26 protein-coding genes are annotated in these 24,820 nt (G+C 47.2%); 16 read left to right on the top strand and 10 right to left on the bottom strand.

Annotated elements, in window-relative coordinates; genetic code table 11:
- Window positions 1-93 precede the first annotated feature (93 nt).
- On the top strand, window positions 94-2,925 hold the full coding sequence (gene polA / locus V6M43_RS08660; RefSeq protein ID WP_332734338.1) for a DNA polymerase I: 2,832 nt from the start codon (window positions 94-96) through the stop codon (window positions 2,923-2,925).
- 18 nt (window positions 2,926-2,943) lie between these two features.
- Window positions 2,944-3,552 (top strand): YdeI/OmpD-associated family protein, encoded by a 609-nt coding sequence (locus V6M43_RS08655; RefSeq protein WP_332734336.1) that lies wholly within the window; start codon window positions 2,944-2,946, stop codon window positions 3,550-3,552.
- Here the strand turns inward: V6M43_RS08655 and V6M43_RS08650 are convergent, their stop codons facing one another.
- Complete coding sequence (locus V6M43_RS08650) at window positions 3,553-5,091, bottom strand: carbon-nitrogen hydrolase family protein (protein WP_332734334.1); 1,539 nt, start codon at window positions 5,089-5,091, stop codon at window positions 3,553-3,555. It abuts the gene before it with no gap.
- A gap of 50 nt (window positions 5,092-5,141) precedes the next feature.
- Here V6M43_RS08650 and V6M43_RS08645 point away from each other — a divergent pair, with 50 nt between their 5' ends.
- Entirely contained in the window at window positions 5,142-5,795 is a 654-nt protein-coding gene (locus V6M43_RS08645) for a DsbA family protein (RefSeq protein ID WP_332734332.1), read from the top strand.
- 9 nt (window positions 5,796-5,804) lie between these two features.
- Complete coding sequence (locus V6M43_RS08640; protein ID WP_332734330.1) at window positions 5,805-6,731, top strand: 1-phosphofructokinase family hexose kinase; 927 nt, start codon at window positions 5,805-5,807, stop codon at window positions 6,729-6,731.
- Between the two features lie 68 nt (window positions 6,732-6,799).
- Here the strand turns inward: V6M43_RS08640 and V6M43_RS08635 are convergent, their stop codons facing one another.
- Both V6M43_RS08635 and V6M43_RS08630 read right to left on the bottom strand, forming a co-directional pair.
- A complete protein-coding gene (locus tag V6M43_RS08635) occupies window positions 6,800-7,447 on the bottom strand; it encodes a response regulator transcription factor (RefSeq protein WP_332734328.1) in 648 nt (215 codons plus the stop codon).
- Window positions 7,448-7,490: 43 nt separating this feature from the next.
- Window positions 7,491-10,457, bottom strand: a complete 2,967-nt coding sequence (locus tag V6M43_RS08630; protein ID WP_332734326.1) for a sensor histidine kinase — start codon at window positions 10,455-10,457, stop codon at window positions 7,491-7,493.
- Between the two features lie 81 nt (window positions 10,458-10,538).
- On the opposite strand from V6M43_RS08630, the gene V6M43_RS08625 reads away from it, so the two are divergent.
- Window positions 10,539-11,111, top strand: coding sequence for a DUF1579 domain-containing protein (locus tag V6M43_RS08625; protein ID WP_332734324.1), 573 nt, complete (start codon window positions 10,539-10,541; stop codon window positions 11,109-11,111).
- Between the two features lie 9 nt (window positions 11,112-11,120).
- Here the strand turns inward: V6M43_RS08625 and V6M43_RS08620 are convergent, their stop codons facing one another.
- From V6M43_RS08620 to V6M43_RS08600, 5 genes are read right to left on the bottom strand one after another with little or no spacing between them, the layout of a single operon-like run.
- The gene (locus V6M43_RS08620) at window positions 11,121-11,690 is read right to left on the bottom strand and encodes a DUF4287 domain-containing protein (protein ID WP_332734322.1); all 570 of its coding nucleotides are present in this window, start codon (window positions 11,688-11,690) and stop codon (window positions 11,121-11,123) included.
- Window positions 11,691-11,696: 6 nt separating this feature from the next.
- Window positions 11,697-12,176, bottom strand: coding sequence for a DUF6265 family protein (locus tag V6M43_RS08615; RefSeq protein WP_332734320.1), 480 nt, complete (start codon window positions 12,174-12,176; stop codon window positions 11,697-11,699).
- A gap of 2 nt (window positions 12,177-12,178) precedes the next feature.
- Complete coding sequence (locus tag V6M43_RS08610) at window positions 12,179-12,679, bottom strand: SRPBCC family protein (protein ID WP_332734318.1); 501 nt, start codon at window positions 12,677-12,679, stop codon at window positions 12,179-12,181.
- Between the two features lie 23 nt (window positions 12,680-12,702).
- On the bottom strand, window positions 12,703-13,095 hold the full coding sequence (locus V6M43_RS08605) for a VOC family protein (protein WP_332734316.1): 393 nt from the start codon (window positions 13,093-13,095) through the stop codon (window positions 12,703-12,705).
- Between the two features lie 36 nt (window positions 13,096-13,131).
- A complete protein-coding gene (locus tag V6M43_RS08600) occupies window positions 13,132-13,545 on the bottom strand; it encodes a DUF1761 domain-containing protein (protein ID WP_332734315.1) in 414 nt (137 codons plus the stop codon).
- A gap of 72 nt (window positions 13,546-13,617) precedes the next feature.
- Between V6M43_RS08600 and V6M43_RS08595 the strand changes: the two genes are divergently transcribed.
- From V6M43_RS08595 to V6M43_RS08580, 4 genes are read left to right on the top strand one after another with little or no spacing between them, the layout of a single operon-like run.
- Entirely contained in the window at window positions 13,618-14,688 is a 1,071-nt protein-coding gene (locus V6M43_RS08595; protein WP_332734313.1) for a sensor histidine kinase, read from the top strand.
- A gap of 1 nt (window position 14,689) precedes the next feature.
- A complete protein-coding gene (locus tag V6M43_RS08590; protein WP_332734311.1) occupies window positions 14,690-15,439 on the top strand; it encodes a LytR/AlgR family response regulator transcription factor in 750 nt (249 codons plus the stop codon).
- 37 nt (window positions 15,440-15,476) lie between these two features.
- A complete protein-coding gene (locus tag V6M43_RS08585) occupies window positions 15,477-16,109 on the top strand; it encodes a DUF5606 family protein (protein WP_332734309.1) in 633 nt (210 codons plus the stop codon).
- Between the two features lie 19 nt (window positions 16,110-16,128).
- Complete coding sequence (locus tag V6M43_RS08580; RefSeq protein WP_332734307.1) at window positions 16,129-17,850, top strand: M3 family oligoendopeptidase; 1,722 nt, start codon at window positions 16,129-16,131, stop codon at window positions 17,848-17,850.
- 250 nt (window positions 17,851-18,100) lie between these two features.
- On the opposite strand, the gene V6M43_RS08575 is transcribed toward V6M43_RS08580, so the two are convergent.
- Both V6M43_RS08575 and V6M43_RS08570 read right to left on the bottom strand, forming a co-directional pair.
- A complete protein-coding gene (locus tag V6M43_RS08575; RefSeq protein ID WP_332734305.1) occupies window positions 18,101-18,520 on the bottom strand; it encodes a Fur family transcriptional regulator in 420 nt (139 codons plus the stop codon).
- Between the two features lie 6 nt (window positions 18,521-18,526).
- Complete coding sequence (locus V6M43_RS08570; RefSeq protein WP_332734303.1) at window positions 18,527-19,189, bottom strand: SCO family protein; 663 nt, start codon at window positions 19,187-19,189, stop codon at window positions 18,527-18,529.
- Window positions 19,190-19,290: 101 nt separating this feature from the next.
- Between V6M43_RS08570 and V6M43_RS08565 the strand changes: the two genes are divergently transcribed.
- The 7 genes from V6M43_RS08565 to V6M43_RS08535 all read left to right on the top strand — a co-directional run bounded on the left by V6M43_RS08565 (window position 19,291) and on the right by V6M43_RS08535 (window position 24,804).
- Entirely contained in the window at window positions 19,291-19,683 is a 393-nt protein-coding gene (locus tag V6M43_RS08565; RefSeq protein ID WP_332734301.1) for a MerC domain-containing protein, read from the top strand.
- Between the two features lie 66 nt (window positions 19,684-19,749).
- Window positions 19,750-20,346, top strand: a complete 597-nt coding sequence (locus V6M43_RS08560; RefSeq protein ID WP_039130320.1) for a NifU family protein — start codon at window positions 19,750-19,752, stop codon at window positions 20,344-20,346.
- A 227-nt stretch (window positions 20,347-20,573) separates the two neighbouring features.
- Window positions 20,574-21,080 carry a DinB family protein gene (locus V6M43_RS08555; protein ID WP_332734298.1) on the top strand — a complete coding sequence of 169 codons (507 nt, stop codon included), beginning with the start codon at window positions 20,574-20,576 and terminating at the stop codon, window positions 21,078-21,080.
- 104 nt (window positions 21,081-21,184) lie between these two features.
- Window positions 21,185-21,925: a 5-oxoprolinase subunit PxpB gene (gene pxpB, locus V6M43_RS08550; RefSeq protein WP_332734296.1), complete on the top strand. Its 741-nt coding sequence runs from the start codon at window positions 21,185-21,187 to the stop codon at window positions 21,923-21,925.
- Window positions 21,912-22,889, top strand: a complete 978-nt coding sequence (locus tag V6M43_RS08545; RefSeq protein WP_332734295.1) for a biotin-dependent carboxyltransferase family protein — start codon at window positions 21,912-21,914, stop codon at window positions 22,887-22,889. The genes pxpB and V6M43_RS08545 overlap by 14 nt, the downstream gene beginning before the upstream one ends.
- Window positions 22,886-23,635: a 5-oxoprolinase subunit PxpA gene (locus tag V6M43_RS08540; RefSeq protein ID WP_332734293.1), complete on the top strand. Its 750-nt coding sequence runs from the start codon at window positions 22,886-22,888 to the stop codon at window positions 23,633-23,635. Before V6M43_RS08545 ends, V6M43_RS08540 begins: the two co-directional genes overlap by 4 nt.
- Window positions 23,635-24,804, top strand: coding sequence for an NRAMP family divalent metal transporter (locus V6M43_RS08535; protein ID WP_332734291.1), 1,170 nt, complete (start codon window positions 23,635-23,637; stop codon window positions 24,802-24,804). Before V6M43_RS08540 ends, V6M43_RS08535 begins: the two co-directional genes overlap by 1 nt.
- Window positions 24,805-24,820: the final 16 nt, after the last annotated feature.

Raw genomic sequence — 24,820 nt, 5'->3', positions numbered from 1 at the left:
CCCCATATCCAATGACCGTGCCAGTAATGTCTTAGAGAAATGTTAATGCATCGATTTATATTTAAGGAGCCTTTGGGCACTATCTTTGCAACTATGGATAAAAGACTGTTTCTGCTAGACGCCATGGCACTGATTTTCAGAGCATATTATGCACTGATCAGGAGCCCTCGTATTACCTCCCAGGGTAAGAATACAAATGCACAGTTTGGTTTTACCAACGCCCTCCTCGAATTAATTAATAATCGTCATCCTTCTCATATGGCTGTCTGTTTTGATACGCAGGCACCAACAGAAAGACATACCGATTTCACTGAATACAAAGCAAACAGACAAGAGGCTCCCGAAGATCTTCTTCTCGCTATCCCTGATATCAAACGCATCATCAAAGGATTCAATATCCCCTGCATCGAAATGGATGGATTTGAAGCCGATGATGTAGTTGGCACGCTCAGCAAACAAGCCGCAGCAGCGGGTTACGAAGTGTTCATGGTTACACCCGATAAAGACTATGGCCAACTTGTTTCTGATAAAATAAAAATTTATAAACCCGGTTACCAGGGCGGTGATATAGAGATCATGGGGCCCGAAGAAGTGTGCGCTAAATGGAATATTAAATCGGTCGACCAGGTGATCGATGTACTTGGATTAATGGGTGATGCTGTTGATAATATTCCAGGTATCCCCGGTGTTGGTGAAAAGACCGCCGCTAAATTATTGGCTGAATACGGAACCCTCGAAAACATTCTCGCCAATGCTGATTCTATCAAAGGCTCTCTCGGCGAAAAGATCCGCAATGGAAGGGAGTCGGCAATCATCTCAAAAAAACTCGCTACCATCATCACCAATGTTCCTGTTGAATTTCATGAAGGTGATTTTAAACTGAAAGAATGGAATCGTGATGGACTTCGGGAGATCTTCACCGAACTTGAATTCCGCACCGTCGCGAAAAGAATTCTCGGTGAAGAAATATTAACCAGCACACCATCTGCACCACAAGGTGTTCAGACCGACCTTTTCGGAAATGCTGTTGCTGCTAATAATAATGGATCTCAAAATGTTGCTGCCAATACGGATGAACTCGCAGAGGAGATGGCACTGAAGATCGATAAGAACATAAATAATACGCCACATAATTATGAACTGGTTCAGGGCGCTGATGCTATCACCGCTTTAGTGAAAAAGCTTTCCGCATTCTCTGAAATTTGCTTCGATACGGAAACAACAAATATTGATGCGAATGATGCTGAACTGGTTGGACTCTCCTTCTCCGTGAAACCACATGAAGGTTATTATATTCCCTGTCCCACAGATATGCAGGCTACAAAACTTATCCTCACACAACTCATGCCGCTGTTTCATGATAGCAGCAAAGTATGGGTGGGACAAAACATCAAATACGATCTCCTGGTTTTGAAATGGTATGGCGTTGAGCTCACCGGAAATCTTTTCGATACCATGCTGGCGCATTATGTTATTGAACCCGAAGGCAAACGCGGCATGGATCTCCTCAGTGCCAAATACCTCGGCTATGAACCCGTTCATATTGAAGAACTGATCGGTAAAAAAGGTAAGGGCCAGGGTAATATGCGTGATGTTGAACTGGAGAAAATTAAAGAGTATGCAACGGAAGATGCTGACATCACCCTGCAGCTGAAACAAAAGTTTCTCCCCCTCCTCAAAGAACTGGAAGTGCAGAAGGTTTTTGAGAAAGTAGAGAACCCGCTCGTGAAAGTGCTCACCGATATGGAGTTTGAAGGCATCCGCGTTGATACCGATTTCCTCAACGAATATTCCAAAGAACTGGAGCGTGATGCTAAGCAGGCCGAAGAACGTGTTTACCAGCAGGCCGGTGTTCGCTTCAACCTCGCTTCTCCTAAACAATTGGGTGAAGTGCTATTTGAAAAACTGAAGATCGATCCCAAAGCTAAGAAGACAAAAACAGGTCAGTATGCTACGGGTGAAGATGTGCTCACCAAACTCGCATTGCAGAACCCAATCGTTGACGATATCCTCGCCTTCCGCGAACTCACCAAGCTTCGCTCCACCTATGTGGATGCACTACCGTTGATGATCAACCGTAAAACAGGAAGGGTGCACACTTCATATGCACAGGCAGTGGCAGTTACTGGTCGCCTCTCAAGCAATAATCCTAACCTGCAGAATATTCCCGTGCGTACCGACCGTGGCCGGGAGATCCGCAAAGCCTTCATCCCCCGCGATGAAAATCATATCCTGCTCTCTGCCGATTACTCACAGATCGAGCTGCGCATCGTGGCTGCCATCAGTGGTGATATCAATATGTGCGAGGCCTTCCGCCAGGGTAAGGATATCCATACCGCCACCGCCGCTAAGGTATTCGGGATTGATGAATCTGAAGTGACCAAAGACCAGCGTCGTAAAGCAAAGAGTGTGAACTTCGGTATCATATATGGCCAGGGAGCTTTCGGCCTTGCCGATAACCTTGGTATCAGCAGAACCGAAGCAAAGGAGATCATCGATAATTATAAAAAAGAATTCAGTGGACTCACCCGCTATATGGATGAAACCGTGAACTTTGCTAAAGAACATGGTTATGTCCAAACCCTGATGGGTCGTAAACGGTGGTTGCGGGATATCAACTCCTCCAATTTTACCGTCCGTGGATTTGCTGAACGCAACGCTATTAATAGTCCCATCCAGGGCACTGCGGCCGACATGATCAAGCTGGCGATGACCGCCATGCATGCTGCCATCAAAAAAGAGCGACTGAAGAGCCGCATGATCCTTCAGGTGCATGATGAACTTGTTTTTGATGCCCGCAAAGAAGAAGCTGAGATGCTGATGCCGCTGGTCATCGAGTGTATGCAGAACGCACTGCCGCTACCCAATGATGTACCCGTGGTTGCAGAAGTTGGTAAAGGCTATAACTGGTTGGAAGCTCATTAGGAAAATAAAACCGACCATATGGTTACAACCGATCCGCGCATAGATGCCTATATTGAAAATGCAGAGCCATTTGCAAGGCCCATACTGCAGCATCTCCGCTCGCTGGTGCATAAGACCTGTCCCGAAACGGTTGAAACCATTAAATGGGGCTTCCCGCATTTCGTCTATAAAAAAGAGATCCTGTGCAGCATGGCTTCTTTCAAAAAACATTGCGCCTTCATTTTCTGGAAAGCCTCTCTCATGAAGGATCCTATCCTCATAGAAAATGCCCGTGCCGAAACCGCCATGGGTCATCTCGGCAAGATCATGTCGCTCAAAGATCTTCCCGCCGATAAACAAATGATCGCTTATCTCAAAGAGGCTATGGAGCTGAATGATAAGGGCATCAAACTCCCTAAAAAAACTGCAGCGCCAAAAAAGGAATTGATGGTGCCTAAAGAACTTAAAGAGGCGCTCTCAAAAAATAAAAAAGCCTTTGATGTATTTGACAAAGCCAGCTACAGCCACCGCAAGGAATACATTGAATGGATCTGTGAAGCCAAAACAGAAACAACCCGCAATAAGCGCATCAGCAAGACCATAGAAATGCTTGCTGAAGGCAAATCGCGCAACGAGGAATATAAGTAGTTACTCTTTTTTGCTCTCCCCTTTTATCAGCTTGAGCTCATACAGATCAAGCCGCCTGTCTTTCATGGTAGTCACACTTCCATACTCATGCAATTCTGCCAGCAGCGTAAGATCCACATCTGATATTACGATCATCTCTGTATTGGGCGTAGCCTCTGCTTTAATTCCATTTACCGGAAAGGCAAAATCTGATGGCGTGAGTACGGCAGATTGTGCAAACTGCAGATCCATATTATGTACCTTCGGAAGATTACCCACCGTGCCGGCTATTGCTACAAAACATTCGTTCTCGATAGCCCTCGCCGCGGCACAATAACGGACCCGGTTATACGCATTTTGCGTGTCGGTCAGAAAGGGTACAAACAATATCTGCATCCCCTGCTCCGCCAGCAACCTGGCCAGCTCCGGAAACTCCACATCATAACAGATCAGCACGCCCACCTTACCCGCATCGGTTTCTATCACCTGCACTTTATCTCCACCCTTAATGGCCCACTCATATTCTTCTGATGGCGTAGGATGGATCTTATCATACTTGTCGATCTTTCCATTGCGGTGAAGAAAATAGGAAGTGTTATAGAGATCTCCCTCCCGCTCTTCGGGCATACTTCCACCGATGATGTTCACATTATAGGAGATCGCAAATTTGGACAACGCCGCAACAATATCGGGCGTATACTTGGCCAGCTCACGGATGGCGGCATGCCCCGGAAGGTGATTGAATGGCTCCATCAGCGGTGCATTGAAGAACTCGGGCAGCACCACGAAATCTGAACTGTAATCACTTACCGCATCAACAAAATATTCTACCTGTCCAAGCAGGTCTTCCAAAGTTTTATACTGCCGCATCTGCCACTGCACCACACCTATCCTCACAAAATCTTTACGTAGCCCGATCTTCCCGCTATTAGGTTCATAGAATACATTGTACCATACTAACAGGGTGGCATAACCGCGCGACTCATTGTCTTCGGGAAGATAATCGCGCAGCACTTTCTTGATCTGGAAATCATTCGCAAGCTGGAAACTCAATGTGCTGTCATGCAGCTTCCTCGTACGCACTTTCTCAATGTATTCGCGCGGCGTCATATTATCAGCATGCTTGCCATAACCCGGTATTCTTCCTCCCGCTACAATGGCGCGAAGGTTCAGTTTTTCACAAAGCGTTTTCCTTGCATCATACAATCGCCTCGCAAGCCTGAGGCCGCGCGATTCGGGATTGATGAACATCTCTATTCCATACAACACATCACCCTGCGGATCATGTGTATCAAAGGTGAAATTTCCTGTCACCTGCCGGTAGCTATGGTTATCGCCAAAGCGGTTGAAATTCACGATAAGCGTCAGCGCACAGCCCACTACTTTTCCATTGAGGGTAACACAGATCTGCCCCTCGGGAAATTTCTTCAGCAGCTTCTCCAATGACGACTCGCCCCAATACTGTCCCCCCATACTTGCATATGCCTCGATCATCGAATCTTTCAGCTCCTGGAAATCAGCGATTGTTAGCGCCCTCACTTCTATTGTTGCATTATCCATAATGCAAACCTAAGCATATTAGATTTTGATTATTACTGTTAATTTGCACTATGACTCCTACGATCTACTACTGTTATGATGCGTATTGTGGCTGGTGCTATGGTTTCAGTCCCGTGATGAAAAAGATGGCAGAACTTTATTCCGACCAGATAGCTTTTGAAGTATTGTCGGGTGGGATGATACTCCCCGAAGAGCCGCGCCACATCAGCGTTGTAGCGGGCTATATAGCCGAGGCCTATAAAGGTATTGAAGAGCTTACCGGGGTTCGCTTCGGCGAAGATTATCTCTGGCATATTTTTAATCCATCTGAAAGCGATTGGTATCCCAATTCTGAGAAACCCGCAATAGCCATGTGCATCCTCAAGGAATATTTCCCCGACAGGCAGGTTGAATTTGCTGCCGACCTCCAGTATGCGCTGCATTTTGAAGGCCGTGATCTCTGCGACAATGAAGCTTACCGACACCTGATAGAAAAATATAATTTCGAGCCGGAGGATTTCTTTAGTCGCCTTAACAGCGAAGAATACCGCGAGAAGGCTTATTATGAATTCCAGCTCGTTAAGCAACTGCAGGTGAATGGCTATCCCAGCGTGCTGGTGCAGGTGAGTGAGAGTAAGTTTTTCCTCATAGCGCGCGGTTATACCGACCAGACCACCATGATCCAGCGCATTGAGGCGGTGATGGCCGACCTCAATAAAAATTAATCGCCCACCATGATTGTCACCATTACTGTTAATCCCGCGGTCGATAAAAGCACTTCCACTGAAAAGTTGGTGGCGGAGAAGAAAATGCGCTGTGCGGAGATGGTGGTGGAGGCGGGCGGTGGTGGTATCAATGTGAGTAAGGCGCTCTCCCGGCTTGGAGCCCTAAATAAGGCCATCATCACCAGTGGTGGCATCAATGGCATGCAGTTAGAGAAATGCCTGCAGGAGGCGGGTATTCAATACTCACCCATTCCAATCAATGGCGATACAAGAGAAAATGTGGTGCTCCTGGAAACAAGCAGCAATAGCCAGTATCGGCTGGTGCTACCCGGACCAACCCTCCCTGCAAAGGTGGAAGACGCCATTCTCGATGCCCTGGCAGCCATTCCCGAAAAGCCGGAGATGATCATTGCCAGTGGCAGCCTCCCTCCAGGATTTGCCCCCGGCTTCTATGCCCGCGTGGCCAGCTATGCACAGCGCAATGGTATCAGGTGCATCATTGATTGCTCAGGTGAGCCCTTATTGCTGGCTGCAAGAGCTGGAGTTTATCTCCTTAAACCCAATCTCAACGAACTCAGCCAGCTCGCAGGTCGCGATCATCTTGAAACCGACCAGGTGCTGAGTGCCGCAAAACAATTGCTGCATGAAGGCCGCTGTGAAGTGGTGGTGGTATCCATGGGTCCGCAAGGCGCGCTGATGGTGACGCCCCGCAGTCATTTACTGGTGCCGGCACCTACGGTAAAAAAGATCAGCACGGTGGGCGCGGGAGATAGTATGGTGGCGGGAATGGCCTACCAGTTAGTAAGAAACGAATCACTCGAGAATATGATCCGCTTTGGCATCGCGTGTGGAACCGCTGCTACCATACAGCCGGGCACAAAACTCTTTGATCCCGCCGATGCTTATCGCCTTTATGGATGGCTGCAACAACAATAGCCCGATCTCCGCCTACTTCATGAACTGAAGAGAATTCCTGAATATCCCCCATTGGGTGAATTGTTACATCAGGAGAGCCCCTGTTGTATCGCCTTCATAATGGCCTCTGTTCTGCCGGCAACATGTAGTTTTTTATAGATCTGCTTAACATGACTTCTTACTGTTTCATAGCTTATATAAGCAAGCGCCGCAATCGATTTGAAATCATGCCCCTCTATCATCAGGTGTAGTATATGTTTTTCTCTTTCACTAAGGTGATAATCTATTCCATCAGGTGAAACCAGGATTACATTATGATGGGTGAAAAAGCGCAATACCTTGCTGGCTACCGACGAACTCATGGGCGCACCGCCATTATAAACCTCATTGATCGCTTCGAGGTATTTCTGCGGTGGATCTGTTTTGAGCAGGTATCCGCTGGCCCCTGCACATATTGCCCGGAAGATCTTATCACTGTCATTGAACACTGTCTGGATAAGCACCTTCACCTCAGGAAACCGCTCCCTGATCTTCCTTGTAAGCTCTACCCCATTCAATCCGGGTAACTCAATATCCATTAAAATAACATCGGGTTTGATGCCATTGAGATCACGCTCCCAGTGGTTGCCATCGGCATAAGCACCACAACAGCAATACCCTGCCGAACCATTTAAAATGATCTGCATGGCATCACGTACCATCTTGTTGTCTTCGTATATGAGAACGCGGATTTCCATGGTTAATAATTTCCAGCTTATAATTTCAGTTCGCAATACCCCATCAGGTGATTCTTAATTGAAGATTAATAGAAGTTCCTTTCCCCGGCTGCGAACTAAACTTCAATTCCGCTCCCATCTCTTTTGCTCTCTTCTCCATATTATTCAATCCATTTCCTTTGATCACTTCAGGCTCATTAAATCCTTTACCATCATCTTCCAGCACAAACTCCAGATCCTTATTTTGCATGCCCACCGTAAAATGCAGCGAATGACAATTGCTGTATTTCACCGCATTATTTACAGCTTCCTTAAAGAGCAGGTAGATATTCTTCCTTGCCAGCATACTGAGTTTGATTTTCTCCACGTCTGCACTCACCTTCATCACCGTATTGATCTGCTTTACCGTTGCTATCCCAACGGTATACTCCTTTAACCGTTTCATCAATTTGGAGAGGTCATCATTATCAGGATTCACCACCCATACTATATCATTCAAACGATCTGCCATTTCCAGCGACGACTCCTGTATCAGTTTAAGCGAAGCCTCTGCCTCCCGCGGCTCACTGTTTCTTATTTGCTGGTGCGTAAGGTGACTATATAGATATATGCCGCTGAGCGTTGCGCCAATATCATCATGCAGGTCGCGGGAGATCCTTGTTCGCATAGCCATCAGTTGCTTCATCTGCTGCATCCTGAATGCATAGAACCTGTACCCCAGCATCGCCACAAATAATACTATACTTGTTATGAACCACCATTCCTGCCAGGCAGGTCGCATGATCGAGAAACTATACTGCGCCGGCTCACTCCACGGTGCTGCTCCATCGCGCGCACGAACACTGAATGTATAATTACCCGCTCCCAGGTCTACAAAAGTTACTGAAGAATTGTTGCTGCCTGCTATCCAGTCAGCATGGATCGGCTCCAGTTTATAGGAATATTTTATCTCCGGATTATCAGTGAATGCCAGTCCCGCAAAATTGATTTTTATCGTGTTATCTACATACCGCATCGAGGGTTTGTAGGGAAGATCAAAATAGCCCGTCGCCCCTGCTTCCTGCGCCTGCAGTTTCCTTCCATCAGCACCTGTATAAATTGCCTCAATCACAACCGTTGCCGGTTTTATATTCATCTCAACTGTTGCCGCCTCAATCATAAATAGATTATTCAGGGTTGAAGACCAGATCAATCCCTCTGCGTCAGCCATAACTTTTCCCAGGTACCAGTTATTTGATCTTAGCCCCCTGGCCTTGCTGTAATTATAAACCGTCCAACGTCCCGATTCATTTTTCCATAAGAGGTCAAGCCCCGATGGCGTCTGCACCCAATGCCGCCCCTTCCTGTCGGTTACAAATGAAGTCACCAGGTTTCGCTGCAAACCTTCCTTCATGCTCACACTGTCAACCAATTTAAGCGCTCCCTTTTCATTGAAGCGGTACTCCTTCAAGCCCCTTCCCTGCACTGCTATCCAGATGCTTCCATCTGAAACAGCATTGCTATAAATGGATACATATTCCCGTTGCGGATAGAACAATAAAAGTCTCAAGCTATTGTCTGGCAATAATTCAAATAAACCCTGCTGTGGTATGAATAAAAGATTTCTCCCGCCTCCTGCCTGGCTGAGTTGCATATTCATTGGACCATTCACAAGTTTAGATGGCAATGGTATCTTCCGGAACCCTGTTTCATCTCCTTCCACCAATATCGAATCAAGCGTTATGAGCAGCTTTCCACGCATGCTGTCATAAATGCAACTGTTGAAATAATTGGGTGCAAAACTTTCCAATAAATTGCTGTGGTCTTCAATTCTGCCTCTTCTATATCGGAGCAGTGAAACATTCCTTGTCAGCATCCATGTTATATGCTCTTTTTCATAGGCAACATGATCCACCAGATCGCCACGCTCAGGAAGAAGGCTTGTCTTCAGCGTGGCACGATCCAGCATTCGATAACGCCGACCATCTGATAACAATATATTTCCCGTGTGCAGCAATGTAGCGGAAGCGGCAATATCAATTACTGAATCTTCTTCTCCCAGAACTTCCCTATGCGATGTTTCCTGCAGCTTTAGTAATCCATGTTGTGTGGCCATCCAGAAATTGCCCGACCTGTCCTCCATTATCCCATTCACCTGTCCATAAATAGATGGCAATATGCTTTCCTCCTGCTCCCAGTTCCATGGCGCTGATACCCTGATAATATTTTCCTGCCCCTTACTGGTATTCCAGAGCCGGTTATGTGAGTCGATAAAATAATTGAAATGACCCACGCCGTTAGCATGGTTTACCAGGCTTACCAGGCCGTCTTCTTTTACCTGGTAAAGTGATCGTCTCGTATTTATATATACCCTCCCGCCATGTTGAACAAGGCGGTTATAATAGGGGTCTCCACCGGGTTTGCGCTCTATCATCTTCCAGCTCCTGTCTTTCCTGCTCAGTACAATACAGTCGGGATAACATAAAACAAGTCCTGATGTTGTTTCAACCGCCATCCGGCAATGGCGGTCATGATAGCCAGGATACAGGCTCAACTTTTTCCAGCTGCTGTCGTGGAACCTGTATACCCCCACATCGGTATGCGCCCAGATCTCTCCTCCAGATGTTTCCCAGATCGCTGATACAAAATTGATGACCGCACCATCATTGGTATTATATACTTTAAACCGCTCTCCCAATAGTTGCGCCATGCCATATCGGGTGCCTACCCAGAGCCGGTGCTTACTATCCTGGAATACACAATCCACCCTTAAAGAGGGCAGGCCATGCGACAAATCATAATTCACAAAACGCCTTCCATCAAAACGGCTTAGCCCATTGGGTGTACCCGCCCAGATAAATCCATATCGATCCTGGTACATACAAAAAACATAGGTTACAGGGAGACCTTCATTGACAGTATAAAGTGTGGAATGGAACTGGCGCGCCGATGCATACTGACCCCAACCCAACAGGGAAAAACAAAGCATAGCCCGGATGATCCTTTTCAGGATCACTGAAAATGGCAGCTTGGGGGAATAAGGTCTTTCCACGGCCGGGGTTGTTGTTGAATATATGAAATAATATTCACATATCAGCTTCAACAATTCGTACCTTTCAGGAAACTTTGGAATATGAAAAAGCTCCTTTTTTGCTGTATTGCACTCTTTTTCTTTGCTGTTATAGCGCATGGCCAAACGCCTTCCCAGGATGATCAGATGAAAGCTTTCCGCGATTATATGACACCGGGAGAATGGCATAAAAAACTCGCCAAAGATGATGGTGAATGGAAAGCAGAAGTGAGTATGTGGATGGATCCCAGCCAGCCGCCAACCAAGAGCACCGCAAAAATGATCAACAAGATGATCCTGGGTGGCCGCTACCAGGAATCAAGATTCACAGGCGAATTCATGGGCATGCCAATGGAAGGTATCGGCACCATCGCCTATGACAATACCCGCAAGATCTTTCTCAGCACCTGGATCGATAACCTCGGCACCGGCATGATGTACATGGAAGGTAAGTGGGATGAGGCCACTAAATCTATTATCCTCGAAGGTGAATCGCTTGACCCCATGCTTGGCAAAATGGTTAAGATCAAAGAAACCTTTAAATACATCGATGATAATAACCAGCTCATGGAAATGTTCATGATCCAGGATGGCAAAGAAATTAAGACAATGGAAATTAAACTCACGCGCTCCTGACCCAATTATTTAACCAGCCTGTTCATAGGCCTGTTTTAGCCAGCCATCCAGCTCCGGCGACAATGCGCTATCCATCTCGATCTTCACGCGATGGGTGCACATGGCATTCCAGCTGCCGCTTTTTTCCAGCATGCCCGATGGTTCCACGCCCTTTAGGTTGAGGCCAAGGTCGAGCCGGTTCTTGGTGGAAGGCTGGATGATGGCAAACTGCTTCTTGCGCCTCACACTCATATATGCTTTCTTGGGCGATAACTCAACGTCATCCCCAAAACTTTCTATGGTCGCAATGAGCTTGTCGTACCATGGTTTCAGATTTTCCTTGCCCTTGTATTGCTCTGCCACCCAGTCTGTTTCATCTCCCTCCGCACCTGCAAAACTGCCTTTGGCCTGGTGTACTAACAGGTTCGCATAGCCGTGGCCGATACCGTATTCTGTTTTTAGCATATTCACCAGCTCACCATGTTTTTGCAGGGGGGATGATTGTACGATCTTCAGCCAGTCTTCCAGTTTGCGACCAGTTTGTGTTTCAAGATTTTTGATCTGGCTTTGCATGGCATCGTTAACGGGATCTGTTGACATATGGCGCTATTTTAATCGTTTGAAATAATAGTTGAGTCGCTTGCCAGGATCCATTTCTCCTCCATCCACCCATGCATGAAGGGAATCTTTGCTGATGAATTCATACACTATCCTTTTCGGGTAATCATGGGTGGGATTCTCGAAAACATATTTATTCTTTTCTGCCCTGGTGAGGAAAAATGCAACTGGTTTCTTTTCATTCTGGTCTTCTACCGTTGCCACATAAACGATCTGCTGCTGTTTCTTCCCCAGGTTGATGCGTTCGCTTACAATTGTATCGCCTCCCTTAATGCTGTAGGCGCTGCCCTGAAGATTTTCGGCCCCGGTCTTTTTCCACTCTTCATAGCGGTGTCCCTTCGCTGTGTTCCTTACCCATAGGCCTTCGAGATTGAGTAAACGCGTGATATCCTTTTTTGTCTGCCTTCCTCCTTCCATAAAAGAAAATGATGTGTAAAGGAGGGCGGTCAAAATAAAGATCGTTTTCATATTCAGGAGTTGAGCATATTCTGCAGGTTTACATCGCGGTTCCTCAGGTCAAGGCCTCCCTCTAAAATGCTTTTAAGGTTGGTCAGGTAAAACGTCCATCCCATCGAACACCCGATATGGTACATGAACTTCGAATCTTCATCAGTTGGAATATTATCCTGCTCCAGCTCCACGATCTGTTCATCACCCGCAAGTAAAATGCGGACGGTGCAGTTGCCTGCCTTGCCAAAGCTGAACCGGAATACATCATGACCATTGGCTTCCAGAACATTTCCCTTTTCTACAACTTCATCTGAATAGCCATGCCATAAGAAAGTATAACGATCACCAGTACCTGCTGAAACATGCTGATCAAGGGTTACACCCTCCTTATTAACGTATTCGCATAAACGAAGAAACCAGCTTTCTATACCCGCCCTGGTTGCCCAGGCGGCATATATCTGCTGGCGTGTACTCCTTACATTTATGCGCACAATGAATCGGCTCCAATCCCTTGCAATCATATGGCTTCGTTTTATGGCTGGGACTAACTTACAGGTATCGAATGTAAAGCTACCCTATTCCCCTCAGAATCGATGAAAACAGCCATATAACCGATCTCCGGACTCACCTCGGTTTTAGGCACCACTATCTTGCCTCCCGCCGCTTCTATCCTGTCGAGCACCAACTGTACATCCGGATTGGCATTGAGATATACCAGCACCCCATTTTGCTGCGGCTGGTAAAATTCCGGCGCATGCGTTAGTGCACCACTGATACCTCCACCCATCGGATCCTGCACGGGAAACATCCGCATCTGCATACTCGGAAAATTCATAGGTACCATCTCTATGTCCAGGATGGTTTCATAAAACTTCTGCGCCCGGTTGATATCAGTGGTCGGAATCTCAAACCAACTGACAGAATGTTGTTGGATCATCTGATCTATTTAATTGTTTTTAAAAATCTTTGTCACCTATCTCCACAAACCTATGATGGCTCCCATCAATACCAGCGCCACTACACTATATCCTCCATTGATGAAAATATACCGCCAGCTTTTGAGTTCAAACAGACTATGAATTGCAATGGCACAGAATGCCCAGATGCCCGCCAGGAATCCTGCCGTTGCTCCCCAGCTCACATCCGTTTTCATCTGCGGCGTATCCACCAAAAACATGGCCAGGTTAGCTGCCATCACCAGTGAAAAAAGCGCCGTGAAGCCAAAGATCTTTCCCTTATTTCCCAGCTTGATATCTTCTTCTGAAAGAGAGCTGTCTTTCATCCATGCCTTGCCAAATAGTCCGGGTGAATACCAGATGCCACCAACTACAAAAGCCGATAGTCCGGCCACCAGTACAGCCAGCCAGTTGATTGTTGAGATGTCCATATGTTTTATTTGTATCCTAAACTATTGTCTAAATTCATACTGCGCAAATGAAAGCAACCGAAACCCGAACTAATGGGAGTAAACCCCGCCATACCGCCGACGAAGCAGCTCACCAACCCGCATCAGCTCAATGATATCGGGTTCAGGGTAATCCTGATCCCTTTCTGCGGTATTGCTATTCCACTGATCTCCCGGCTCATTCCCCACCAGCAATTAAGTCTGCTGGAAGTGAAGATGAGTTATCTCTATACAATCGGTATCGCCTTCATCGTTTGGCAGGGCAACCGTTACCTGCTCTTCACCCTGCGGAGTTATTTTAACTGGTTCAATCACCCCATGCGAAAGATAGGCGCACTGCTGCTCGTCATCCCTTTTTATACCGTGCCTATCAGTGTATTGCTCCTCACAGGCTGGTACCATATCTTCCTGGATGGAAATATAAACTGGAGCACAGTGATGGAAACAACCCTCATCATTTTACTCGCTGTCGTCTTCATCGTGCATGTTTATGAAACGGTTTTCCTGGTGAAAGAATCTGAATCTGAAATGCTTCTGAATGCACAGCTACAGCGGGCCCGCGCCGAAGCTGAACTGGAAGCCCTCAGAAACCAGATCGATCCGCATTTTGTTTTCAATTCACTCAACACATTAAGTCACCTCATCGATTCTTCTCCTAAAAAAGCAAGGCTTTTCAATGATAACCTCGCAGAAGTTTACCGTTATATTTTGCAGAATAAAAACAGCGACCTTGTTTTGCTCAGAGAAGAATTCAACTTCCTCCGCAATTATTTCTCCTTACTGGAGATCCGCTTTGGTAACGCACTTCAGCTCGAAACATCTATTGATGATTCTGCACTCGACAGTTTTCTTCTTCCCCCCATCAGCCTCCAGCTCCTGATGGAAAATGCCATCAAACACAACGAATTCAGCAGGCAGCATCCTTTGTTGGTGAGAATAGAAAAATCAGGTGATGCCATCATTTTTTCTAACGATACAACTAAATTGAGGATGGACCGAACATCCAATGGTATCGGACTGAAAAACCTAAGCGAGCGCTACCGCATCATCACTTCGAAAAATATTGAGATCAATGATGCTGCCGGCTATTTTACTGTGAAACTTCCTTTATTAATGATGCATTGATATGAAACTGCTGATCATAGAAGACGAACATCCTGCCGCCGAAAAACTTACGGCAGCATTGCATCAAGCTCCTTACCCGGTTGACATTATCGGGATGACAACCAGCGTTGCTCAATCGGTAGAATGGCTGAAGCAACACCCGATGCCCGATCTCATTTTCATGGATATAGAACTTGGTGATGGCCAATCATTCCGCATCTTCGACGAGGTGACTATTGATTGTCCCGTCATCTTCACCACCGCCTACGACGAATACTGGCAGGAAGCCTTCGAGCATAACAGTATCGACTACCTGCTGAAACCTGTTTCACAGGAGAAGCTTGATTCAGCACTTAAGAAATACCTCTCCCTCCAACAGCATTTCTCTACCTCCCTCCAACAGCTTCGTCAATGGCAGCAGCAGCCTTCCACCCCAAAAAAGCGTTTCCTCATCAAACGGGGCGGCGATTATTTCAGCCTTCGAACCGAAGATATCGCCTGGGCTTGCGCTACCCATAAAATGGTTTGCCTGGTTGATAAGAGCGGCCAGCGCCACCTGCTCGACAAATCTCTTACCGACCTGGAAAAAGAACTTGACCCGGCACAGTTTTTTAGACTGAATCGTAAATACCTGGCCAGTATCAATGCTATCCGGAAACTCAGATCACAAGGCAAAGGCAAACTCCTCGTGGAGCTGGATCCCAACGCCCCTGAAGAAGTTATCGTGAGCAGCGAACAGACCGCCGGGTTCAAGGAATGGATGGATGCCTGATTTGCATTATCTTGCACCTCCCCAATAATTTTCATTTATGGAATACAACAGAATCATTGCCGTAACCGGGTTGCCCGGATTATTTGAACTGGTTGCCAGCAAAACCGATGGCGCCATTGTTCGCTCCCTTGACGATAAGTCTACCAAATTCGTTTCTTCCCGTGTACACAACTTCTCTCACCTGGAGAGTATTGAGATATATACCGTTCGTGATAACGTGAACCTGGTGGAAATTTTCCAGGCAATGGAAAAAAGCAAAACAAAGCTTCCTGATGGAAAGGATGCAGGCGCTCTCAAAGACTATTTCGGTGAAGTATATCCCGATATGGACTTCGAGCGTGTATACTCCAGCGATATGAAAAAGATGGTGAAATGGTTTGAGTCGCTCCAGAAATCTGAGGTAGAGATCAAGCTCAGTGAGCGTACTGAAGAAGAAGCTGATGAAGAAGCAGATGCTGATGAAGAAGTTGCAGAGGTAACAGAGGCAAAGCCTAAAACAGCAAAGAAGAAAGCCGCTCCTAAAGCAGAGTCTGCTGAAAAAGAGAAAGCTCCGGCAAAAGAGACTGGTGCTGCAAAAGAAAAAGCTCCTGCAAAAAAAGCTGACGCTGAAGACACAGAAACAGAAGATGCTGCTTCCGCCAAGCCGAAGAAGGCTGCTAAAAAGAAGTGAGAAGAATAACAACGGATATATGAATCCTACCGCCCAATTAACACCTCCCGAGAGGCATTTCCTGCCTTCGGATTTTTCTATAACTACATGGGAGGCGCTGGAGCCTTATTTCCGTGACCTTGCAGAAAGGCCTATCCTCTCCGGCGCTGAGCTGGAGCAATGGATGAAAGATTGCAGTGAACTGGAAGCCGTGGTGAGTGAAGACGCCTGCTGGCGACAAATTCGCATGACCTGTGATACGGAAAACAAAACGCTCGAAGAGGCTTTCACCTTTTTCGTGATGGAGATCCAGCCTAAGATCCAGCCTTACGCCGACCAGCTGAACCGAAAACTGATCGACAGTCCATATAGCAAAGAACTCGACCCGCATCAGTATTTCACTTACCTGCGTAGTGTAAAGAAATCGATCGACCTTTTCAGGGAAGATAATATTCCCCTCCAGGCCGACCTCAGCGTGATGGCACAGCAGTATGGTGTGATCTCCGGCAAGATGTCGGTTACCATACAAGGCAAGGAATACACCCTGCAGCAGGCGAGTAAATTCCTGGAAAACCCAGATAGGAAAATCCGCGAAGAGGCATACCGCCTGATCCAGGATCGCCGCTATGCCGACCACGATCAGCTTAATGAACTCTATACAACGCTGATCCAAAAAAGGCACCAGGTTGCACTGAATGCAGGTTTCGCCAATTACCGCGACTATAAATTCGCGGAGATGGGTCGCTTCGATTATACCAAGGAAGATTGTTTCGCCTTCCATGAAGCAGTGAAACAACATGTTGTTCCACTCGTTGCTGCCATCTACGAAAAGAAAAAAGCTAAGCTTGGCCTCGATACGCTCCGCCCCTGGGATACAGAAGCTGAACCGGAAGGCATAACACCCTTGCGGCCTTTCAATACCGGCGAAGAACTGTTGGAAAAAACCATCAGCTGCTTCCGCCAGCTCAGACCATTCTTTGCCGATTGCCTCGTCACCATGCAGAAAATGGGGCGGCTCGATCTGGAAAGCCGCAAGGGAAAAGCACCGGGTGGATATAATTGTCCCCTCGCTGAAACCGGCGCACCTTTCATCTTTATGAATGCCGCCGGACAAATGCATGATGTTACCACCATGGTTCATGAAGGCGGTCATGCCGTCCACTCTTTCCTGGCGCACCCTCTGGAACTAAGCGCCTTCAAGGAGTACCCAATGGAAATTGCTGAGGTGGCCAGTATGAGTATGGAACTCTTCAGCATGGACCAGTGGCATAGCTTCTTCGATAATGAAGAAGAACTCCTGCGCGCAAAGGAACACCAGCTGGAAAGAGTCATTACCATCTTCCCGTGGATCGCTATAATCGATAAGTTCCAGCATTGGGTATACGAATTTCCAAATCATACCCTGGAAGAAAGAGCTGAACGCTGGGTGGCAATCAATGATGAATTTGCTACAGGTGTCATTGATCTATCGGGATTGGAAGAGTATCGCAAATACAGTTGGCAAAGGCAGTTGCATCTATTTGAAGTTCCTTTCTATTATATCGAATATGGTATTGCACAGTTAGGTGCAATTGCCATGTGGATGCAGTATAAGGAAAACAAGGAGCAGGCGCTCGACAATTATATGAAGGCTTTATCGCTTGGGGGAACACGAACCTTACCTGAATTATACCAGGCAGCCGGAATTTCTTTTGACCTTGGTCCCGACCGTGTTAAAACATTAATGGATTTTGTGGGCCAGGAGATGAACAAACTGCCTTAAAACCTCAAAAAATACCCAGTTTAGGGTATATAGAAAACTTGTGGGATATGATTATTCGCAATATATTTGTACAGGAAAACACTTAGAAGCCCAGCCGAACAAAAAGCAGCTTCTTTTAAAATAGCTACTAATCAGAGCCTTAACCAAAAGTCCCGGTGTGTCTACATCGGGGCTTTATTTTTCCCCAAATCTTACCTCTTACCTCTCACCTATTTCCTTACATCTTACCTCTTACCTCTTACCTGTTTCCTTACCTCTTACATGCCGGGCAGATCCCCGTCACGATCATCTCCACCTGCCTCGCTTCATAGCCCTTTGGCAATGATATCTCAGGGATGGTCACCTCATCGAGGCAAACTGTGTTCTCACATTGCTCACACACAAAATGTACATGATTATCGTGGTGATGACCTGCCTCACAGTCGTCCTTGCATAGCGCATAACGGATACTGTTATCGGTAGTTGGAATAGTATGTATAATTCCTTTGTTCAGGAATACCTGCAGAGTGCGGTAAACCGTTACCCGGTCGAACTTCTCACCGGTTCGCTTCTCAATATCACCATGTGCCAGCGCACCCTGCTGACCAAGGAACAGTTCAAGGATCCTTTGCCTGCTGCCGGTTACACTGAGCTGGTTACGTTTGAGAATATTCAATATGGCTTCTTCCATAAAGATCTATTGCGGATTGTTATTGAATAGGCTATTGGTGAACCTTGGACCAGTTGCTGCCGGTTCCTCCAGAAGTTCGGGGATATCTTTTATCAGCGCTTCCACTTCCTCTGATTTGAGTCCATCATAAATTCGTCTTACCCTGCCAGTTTTGTCAACCAATGCAAAGAACTGGGTATGGATGAACTGGTCTTCAATTTTTTCATTATTATTCTCCGGATCATCAAGCAGGTAGCTCACCCGGGCAGCATAATACAGACTGTCCTTTCTTCCCGTCAGGAAATGCCAGTTGCCTCCATTCACCCCCAAACTGTCGGCATACACCCGCATCCTGCCTACCGAGTCGGTTTCAGGGTCAACAGAGTGGGATAATATCATGAAACCCTCATCCCCCTTGTATTTTTCAAAAACCTGCTTCATGTTATTGTTCATCTTAGGGCAGATACCAGTACAGGTGGTAAAGAAGTATTCGGCTACATATACTTTCCCCTCTACATCGCGCTGGCTGAACTCCTTGCCGTTCTGGTCGAGGAACCTGAATGGCTGCACATAACTCAGAACCGGCATCTTCACATCGCCAAAACCGGGGATAAAACGGGTCATGGCATACATAAATCCAACACTCAGCAGAACAAAAAAGGCTACGTAAAACAGGGTTCTCTTACTCATGGTACACAAATTTACACCCGACGGGGCGATTTAGTTCCAATACCCAGCAAAAGAAGAAATATTTTGCAACAAAGTTGCATCTTATTATTTTTGCACTCCTCATGTCATTTAAAATCAATTGGGACGCCCTTGGAATAACCGCCTCTCTGGCCTGCGCCATTCACTGCGCGGTACTGCCTTTGGTGCTATCCAGCCTGCCTGTTTTTGGCATCAATATCATAGATAACCTGGCTTTTGAATACATGATGATCGTGCTGGCATTCGCCGTGGGCAGCCATTCGCTCTATCATGGTTACAAAAAACACCATCACCGGCTGGCACCCTCAATTCTCTTCGCCCTGGGCATACTTTTACTGCTCGCCAAACAAACCTGGCATGAGCTCCAGCTCTGGTTCCTGGTTCCGGCGGTCATACTTATCGTTTATGCCCATTATCGCAATTTCAGGCTCTGCAGAATAGCCAATCATTGCCATGAGGGGGACTGTAACCACTAAGTTTTCCTTAATTCACAAACATTAGCTGCTGCGAATCGTTATTTTTGCATGTAAATCAGATGAATTATGATTAAGACCGGAAATCCTGTTATCAGTATCTATACAGAAATGACGCCTAACCCGGAGACCATGAAGTTTGTTGCCAACAAGCTTCTCTATCCAGGTAAAAGCATCGACCTCCCCGATATGGAAAGCGCTAAACCTTCACCCCTGGCAACAGAGTTGTTTGGTTTCCCCTTCATCAGGAGTGTATTCATTGCCAGCAATTTCGTGACGCTTACCAAAACAAGTGAAACAGAATGGAATGATGTGATCCCTTCCATCCGCCAGTTCCTCAAAGATTATCTTGAAGAGGGAAAGGCTGTTGTGAACGAAGAAGAAATTGCCAATATGAAGCCGCAGGGCAGCAATGAAGTGCTGGCCGATGATGATGATGTGGTAAAGCGTATCAAGGAATTACTCGAGAACTATGTTAAACCGGCAGTTGAAATGGACGGTGGTGCAATCCAGTTCAAGAGCTATAATGATGGTGTTGTAAACCTGATGCTCATGGGTAGCTGCAGTGGATGCCCTTCCAGTATGATCACGCTCAAGGCCGGTATCGAAGGCATGATGAAGCGCATGATCCCTGAAGTGAAGGAAGTGGTTGCAGAGGCGGAATGAGAGCAGGCAATAGGCAATAGGGAATAGAGAGAAGTACTTATGCGTGAATGATTATAAAGTGGATGGCCACCCCCGGGGTGGCTTTCTCTTTGTACAATACAAGTGCCGTTCATGTGTGAACCATGCTAAAACAGCCCGTTTTACACAGGAACCACACATACTTCACACATGGTTTAGACTTAGGCCGGGCACCCCCCACCTTAATTTTTCCAACTTATCTTTAAGTTATGGAAAGTCAGAACTTACCCGAACGCTGGCTACGCGGACCGGTTGAAAATATCATCCCATTACTTCAACCTGTAGCCCATGCACTTCTTCAGGCGCAGGATGAGATCAATGCCATGACCGCCGGCCTGCCGGATGATATACTTTGGAAAACGCCGGGAGGAAAAGCTTCAATAGCTTTTCACCTGAAACATATAGCAGGTGTGCATGACCGTTTGCTTACCTATGCAGGAGGAAACCAGCTCTCAGACCAACAGATGCAGTTCCTGAAATCAGAAGGAAAGTCTGACCCCTCCATCACCTTGTCAACGCTACTTTCAGATTTGAACAAACAGTTTGACACAACCCTCAAAGCCCTTGCAAACTTCAGCACCGAGTCGCTCACCGAACCAAGGGGCGTAGGCAGAAAACAATCCCCCTCCACGGTAATAGGACTTCTCTTTCATATTGCCGAACACACCATGCGCCACACCGGCCAGCTCCTCGTAACCATCGCCGTTTTAAAGTAGTTCCCTTCCATCCCTCCATCCCTCCATCTCTCCATTTTCTTTTGTACCTTAATTCCCCGTAACCCAATCTATTCACTATTGCCCATTGCCTATCACCTTCCCCATTGAACCAACTCTCACTATACCCCCTTTCCGAATCTGCCATCACCCTGCAGTATGGTGAAGAAATTGCCATTAACCGGCACCGTGAGTTGCTGCAACTTATGCAACATATCAAGGACGATCCATTCCCCGGATTCAGGGAAGTTTCTATAGCCTTTCACACGCTTACCATTTTCTTTGATCCCTATACTGTTTTTGAAAATGTAAAGCAGTCACCTATAAATTATATCAGTGAGTGGCTTCATAAAAAAGCCTCCTGGCTGGGAAATGATATACCTGATGCTAAAACATCTGCCACCATCACTGTCGCCAGTCGGGAGCAGCTAATTCCGGTTTGCTATGAAATGCCCTTTGCCTTTGATCTCGACACGCTTGCTGCCTATCATGGCATCGATCCCGAAACGGTAATCAGCATGCATACCAACCAGACCTTCTATGTTTTCATGGTAGGTTTCACCCCCGGATTTCCTTATATGGGCATCCTGCCTCCCGCGCTCGATACCCCAAGGAAAGCAACACCATCGCTAATGGTGCCGGCCGGATCTGTAGGTATCGCCGGGCAACAAACCGGTATTTATCCATTCACTTCCCCCGGTGGCTGGAATATCATCGGAAGAACACCTATCAAACTTTTTGATATCAATGATAATGATCCCTGTCTGCTGAAAGCAGGCGACCGCGTTCGTTTCAGCAGGATCGACAGGAGCACTTTCAACTACCTGAACCAATATGAGGATAGTTAAGTCTGGCATTGCCACCTTGCAGGACCTGGGCCGATTCGGCTACCGGAATTTCGGCGTCAGCCATGGCGGAGTCATGGACAGTAGCGCTGCAAGGCTTACCAATATGTTGGTTGCCAATCCTGTTGACGCAACCCTGGTGGAGGTTCTGGCAGGCGCCTTCAGCATGAGTAGTACCAAAAGCCAGCTCATTGCCCTGGGGGGAAGGGGTTTCAACGCCTTCGCAGGTGAGCAGCCTCTCCCTTTCTGGCAGCCACTTATGCTGCCCGCGGGTGAAACGCTCCGGCTTATTCCTGCTGGCGGCGGCATCGCTTATATAGCCATCCATGGGGGCATCAGGACAATCCCGGTTCTTGGAAGCAGGAATACCAACCTCGTTGCCGGCTTTGGTGGAATAGAAGGCCGCCCACTCCGCCCGGGTGATATGTTGCCGGTTGCTGTGATGAAAACAGAAGTAGGCGAAAAGATCATCCGCCAGCTTTCTGAACCCGCACAGCATTCACATCTTCGCTTATCGGGTAACGTTATACCTGATTATTCCATCAATACCATCCGTTTCTTTACCGGGCACCATTATTCCTCTTTCACCCCTGCTGCCCGTATACTGTTGGAGTCTGATAGTTTTGAATTAACGGGGATGAGTAACCGCATGGGTTACCGGTTCAACGGGGCCGCTCTTCAGAATATGTTCCACACAGAACTGATCTCTGCCGCGGTGGTTCCGGGAACCATGCAGGTGAGTCCCGACGGACAATTACTGATCCTCATGGCCGACGCTCAAACCACTGGTGGCTATCCCTGCATCGTTCAGGTTATCGGTGCTGATATACCACTCCTTGCTCAGCATGGAGCAGGGAGCCGCCTGCAGTTCAAATGCATCTCCCTCAACGAAGCTGAACGAATTCTTCTTGAAAGGGAAGCAAATTTTCGCACCCTTCAGAAAGACTATGAAATGCATTTCGCATGAGTAACACTTCTATTGATATCAATTGCGACCTCGGCGAGGGAACAGGTAATGAGGCCGCCATCCTTCCCTTTATCAGTTCCGTCAATATTGCCTGTGGTTTCCATGCCGGCAATGCCATAACGATGCTGGAAGTTGTGAGGCTGGCAAAAAAACACGGCGTTGCCATCGGCGCCCATCCCTCCTGGGATGATCGTGAACATTTTGGTCGCCGCAATATGCAGCTCCCGGCAAGAGAGCTCTATGCCATACTGCTTTACCAGCTTGGTGCACTCGCCGCTATCTGCCATTCAGAATCTATTCCGCTTCACCACGTAAAACCACATGGCGCTCTTTATAACCAGGCTGCAACAGACGCGGAGCTCTCAAAAGTAATAACAACCGCCATCCGTGATTTCAATCCCTCCCTTATTCTTTATGGCCTCTCGGGAAGCGTACTGAATGCTACCGCCGAAAAAGCCGGGCTTCGGGTTGCTGCAGAAGTTTTTGCCGACCGCACTTATACTAAGGAAGGATTGCTAACGCCGCGTACCATGCACAATGCCATGATCACAGAAACCGCCAAAGCCACTGCCCAGGCACTCCAGCTAGTGACACAACAGGAAGTGACAACAATCGACCATACCCTCATCCACCTCAAAGCCGATACCATCTGCATTCACGGTGACGGCGCCCATGCGCCCGAATTCGCACGTGCTCTCCACCAGGCGATGGAATCAGCATCAATAAGCATCCAACCGCCCGCATGATGAACAGCCGGAAAAGATCAGGCGTCTTCTGGGGCGCGGCAATGCTGATGGCTACTTCGGCTATTGGTCCGGGTTTCCTCACACAAACAACTGTTTTTACCCAACAGCTTCTCAGCAGTTTCGGATTCGTGATACTGGTATCGATAGTTCTTGATATTGGCGTACAACTCAATGTTTGGCGCATCATCACTATGGCCAATAAACCCGCACAGGAAATTGCTGAGTCGGTTATTCCCGGCATGGGAAAGCTTTTGACAGCTTTGATTATTTTCGGTGGCCTCGCATTCAATGTTGGTAATATCGCCGGTACAGGACTGGGGCTTGAGGTAATAACAGGAATGGATACCCGCATTGGAGCTGTACTCAGTGCTGTCATTTCTATTCTTCTGCTCACCAGTACCAATGCATCCCGCATCATGGACCGCTTTGTGCAGGTGATCGGATTCCTTATGATAGCCCTCACGCTTTATGTTGCCCTTGTTGCTGCACCTCCCTATGCCCAGGCGCTTCACCATAGCTTTCTACCAGAAACTACCAGCTTCACCGCTATCATCACTATAGTGGGTGGAACCGTAGGTGGATATATCTGCTTTGCCGGCGCTCACCGTCTACTGGAAGAAAATATCCCCGAAGAGAATAAAGTAGCAGCAGTAAGCAGCGCCGCAACAAGAGGTATACTTGCAGCATCTGCCATGCGGATCATCCTCTTCCTGGCTGCTTTAGGCGTAGTGTCAAAAGGAATTATCCTTGACGCCTCCAACCCCGCAGCAGATGTTTTCAGGCAGGCTGCTGGTAATACGGGATATCGGCTATTCGGTATCGTTATGTGGAGTGCTGCAATAACTTCCGTGATCGGCTCTGCCTATACTTCCATCTCCTTCCTTAAAACATGGAGCCCTTGGCTACAAAAAAATCATCGTACCCTGGTAGCCATTTTTATCACCGCCAGTACAATCATCTTCCTGCTGGCAGGAAAGCCCGTTAAGGTGCTGGTGATAGCAGGTACCATCAACGGATTCATTCTCCCCGTTTCATTACTCATACTGCTCATAGCAGCCCATAAATATAAAAATGCCAACGGCTACCAACACCCGAAATGGCTTACCATCATTGGAGTGCTGATTGCGTTGGCATTATCGGCCATGGCCCTCAGGGTTATCTTTGAATGAAGACCGGCACAAAAAT

It is taken from the genome of Flavihumibacter sp., from assembly GCF_036676075.1.
GTDB lineage: Bacteria > Bacteroidota > Bacteroidia > Chitinophagales > Chitinophagaceae > Flavihumibacter.
This window is presented reverse-complemented; position numbering and strand designations above follow the sequence as displayed.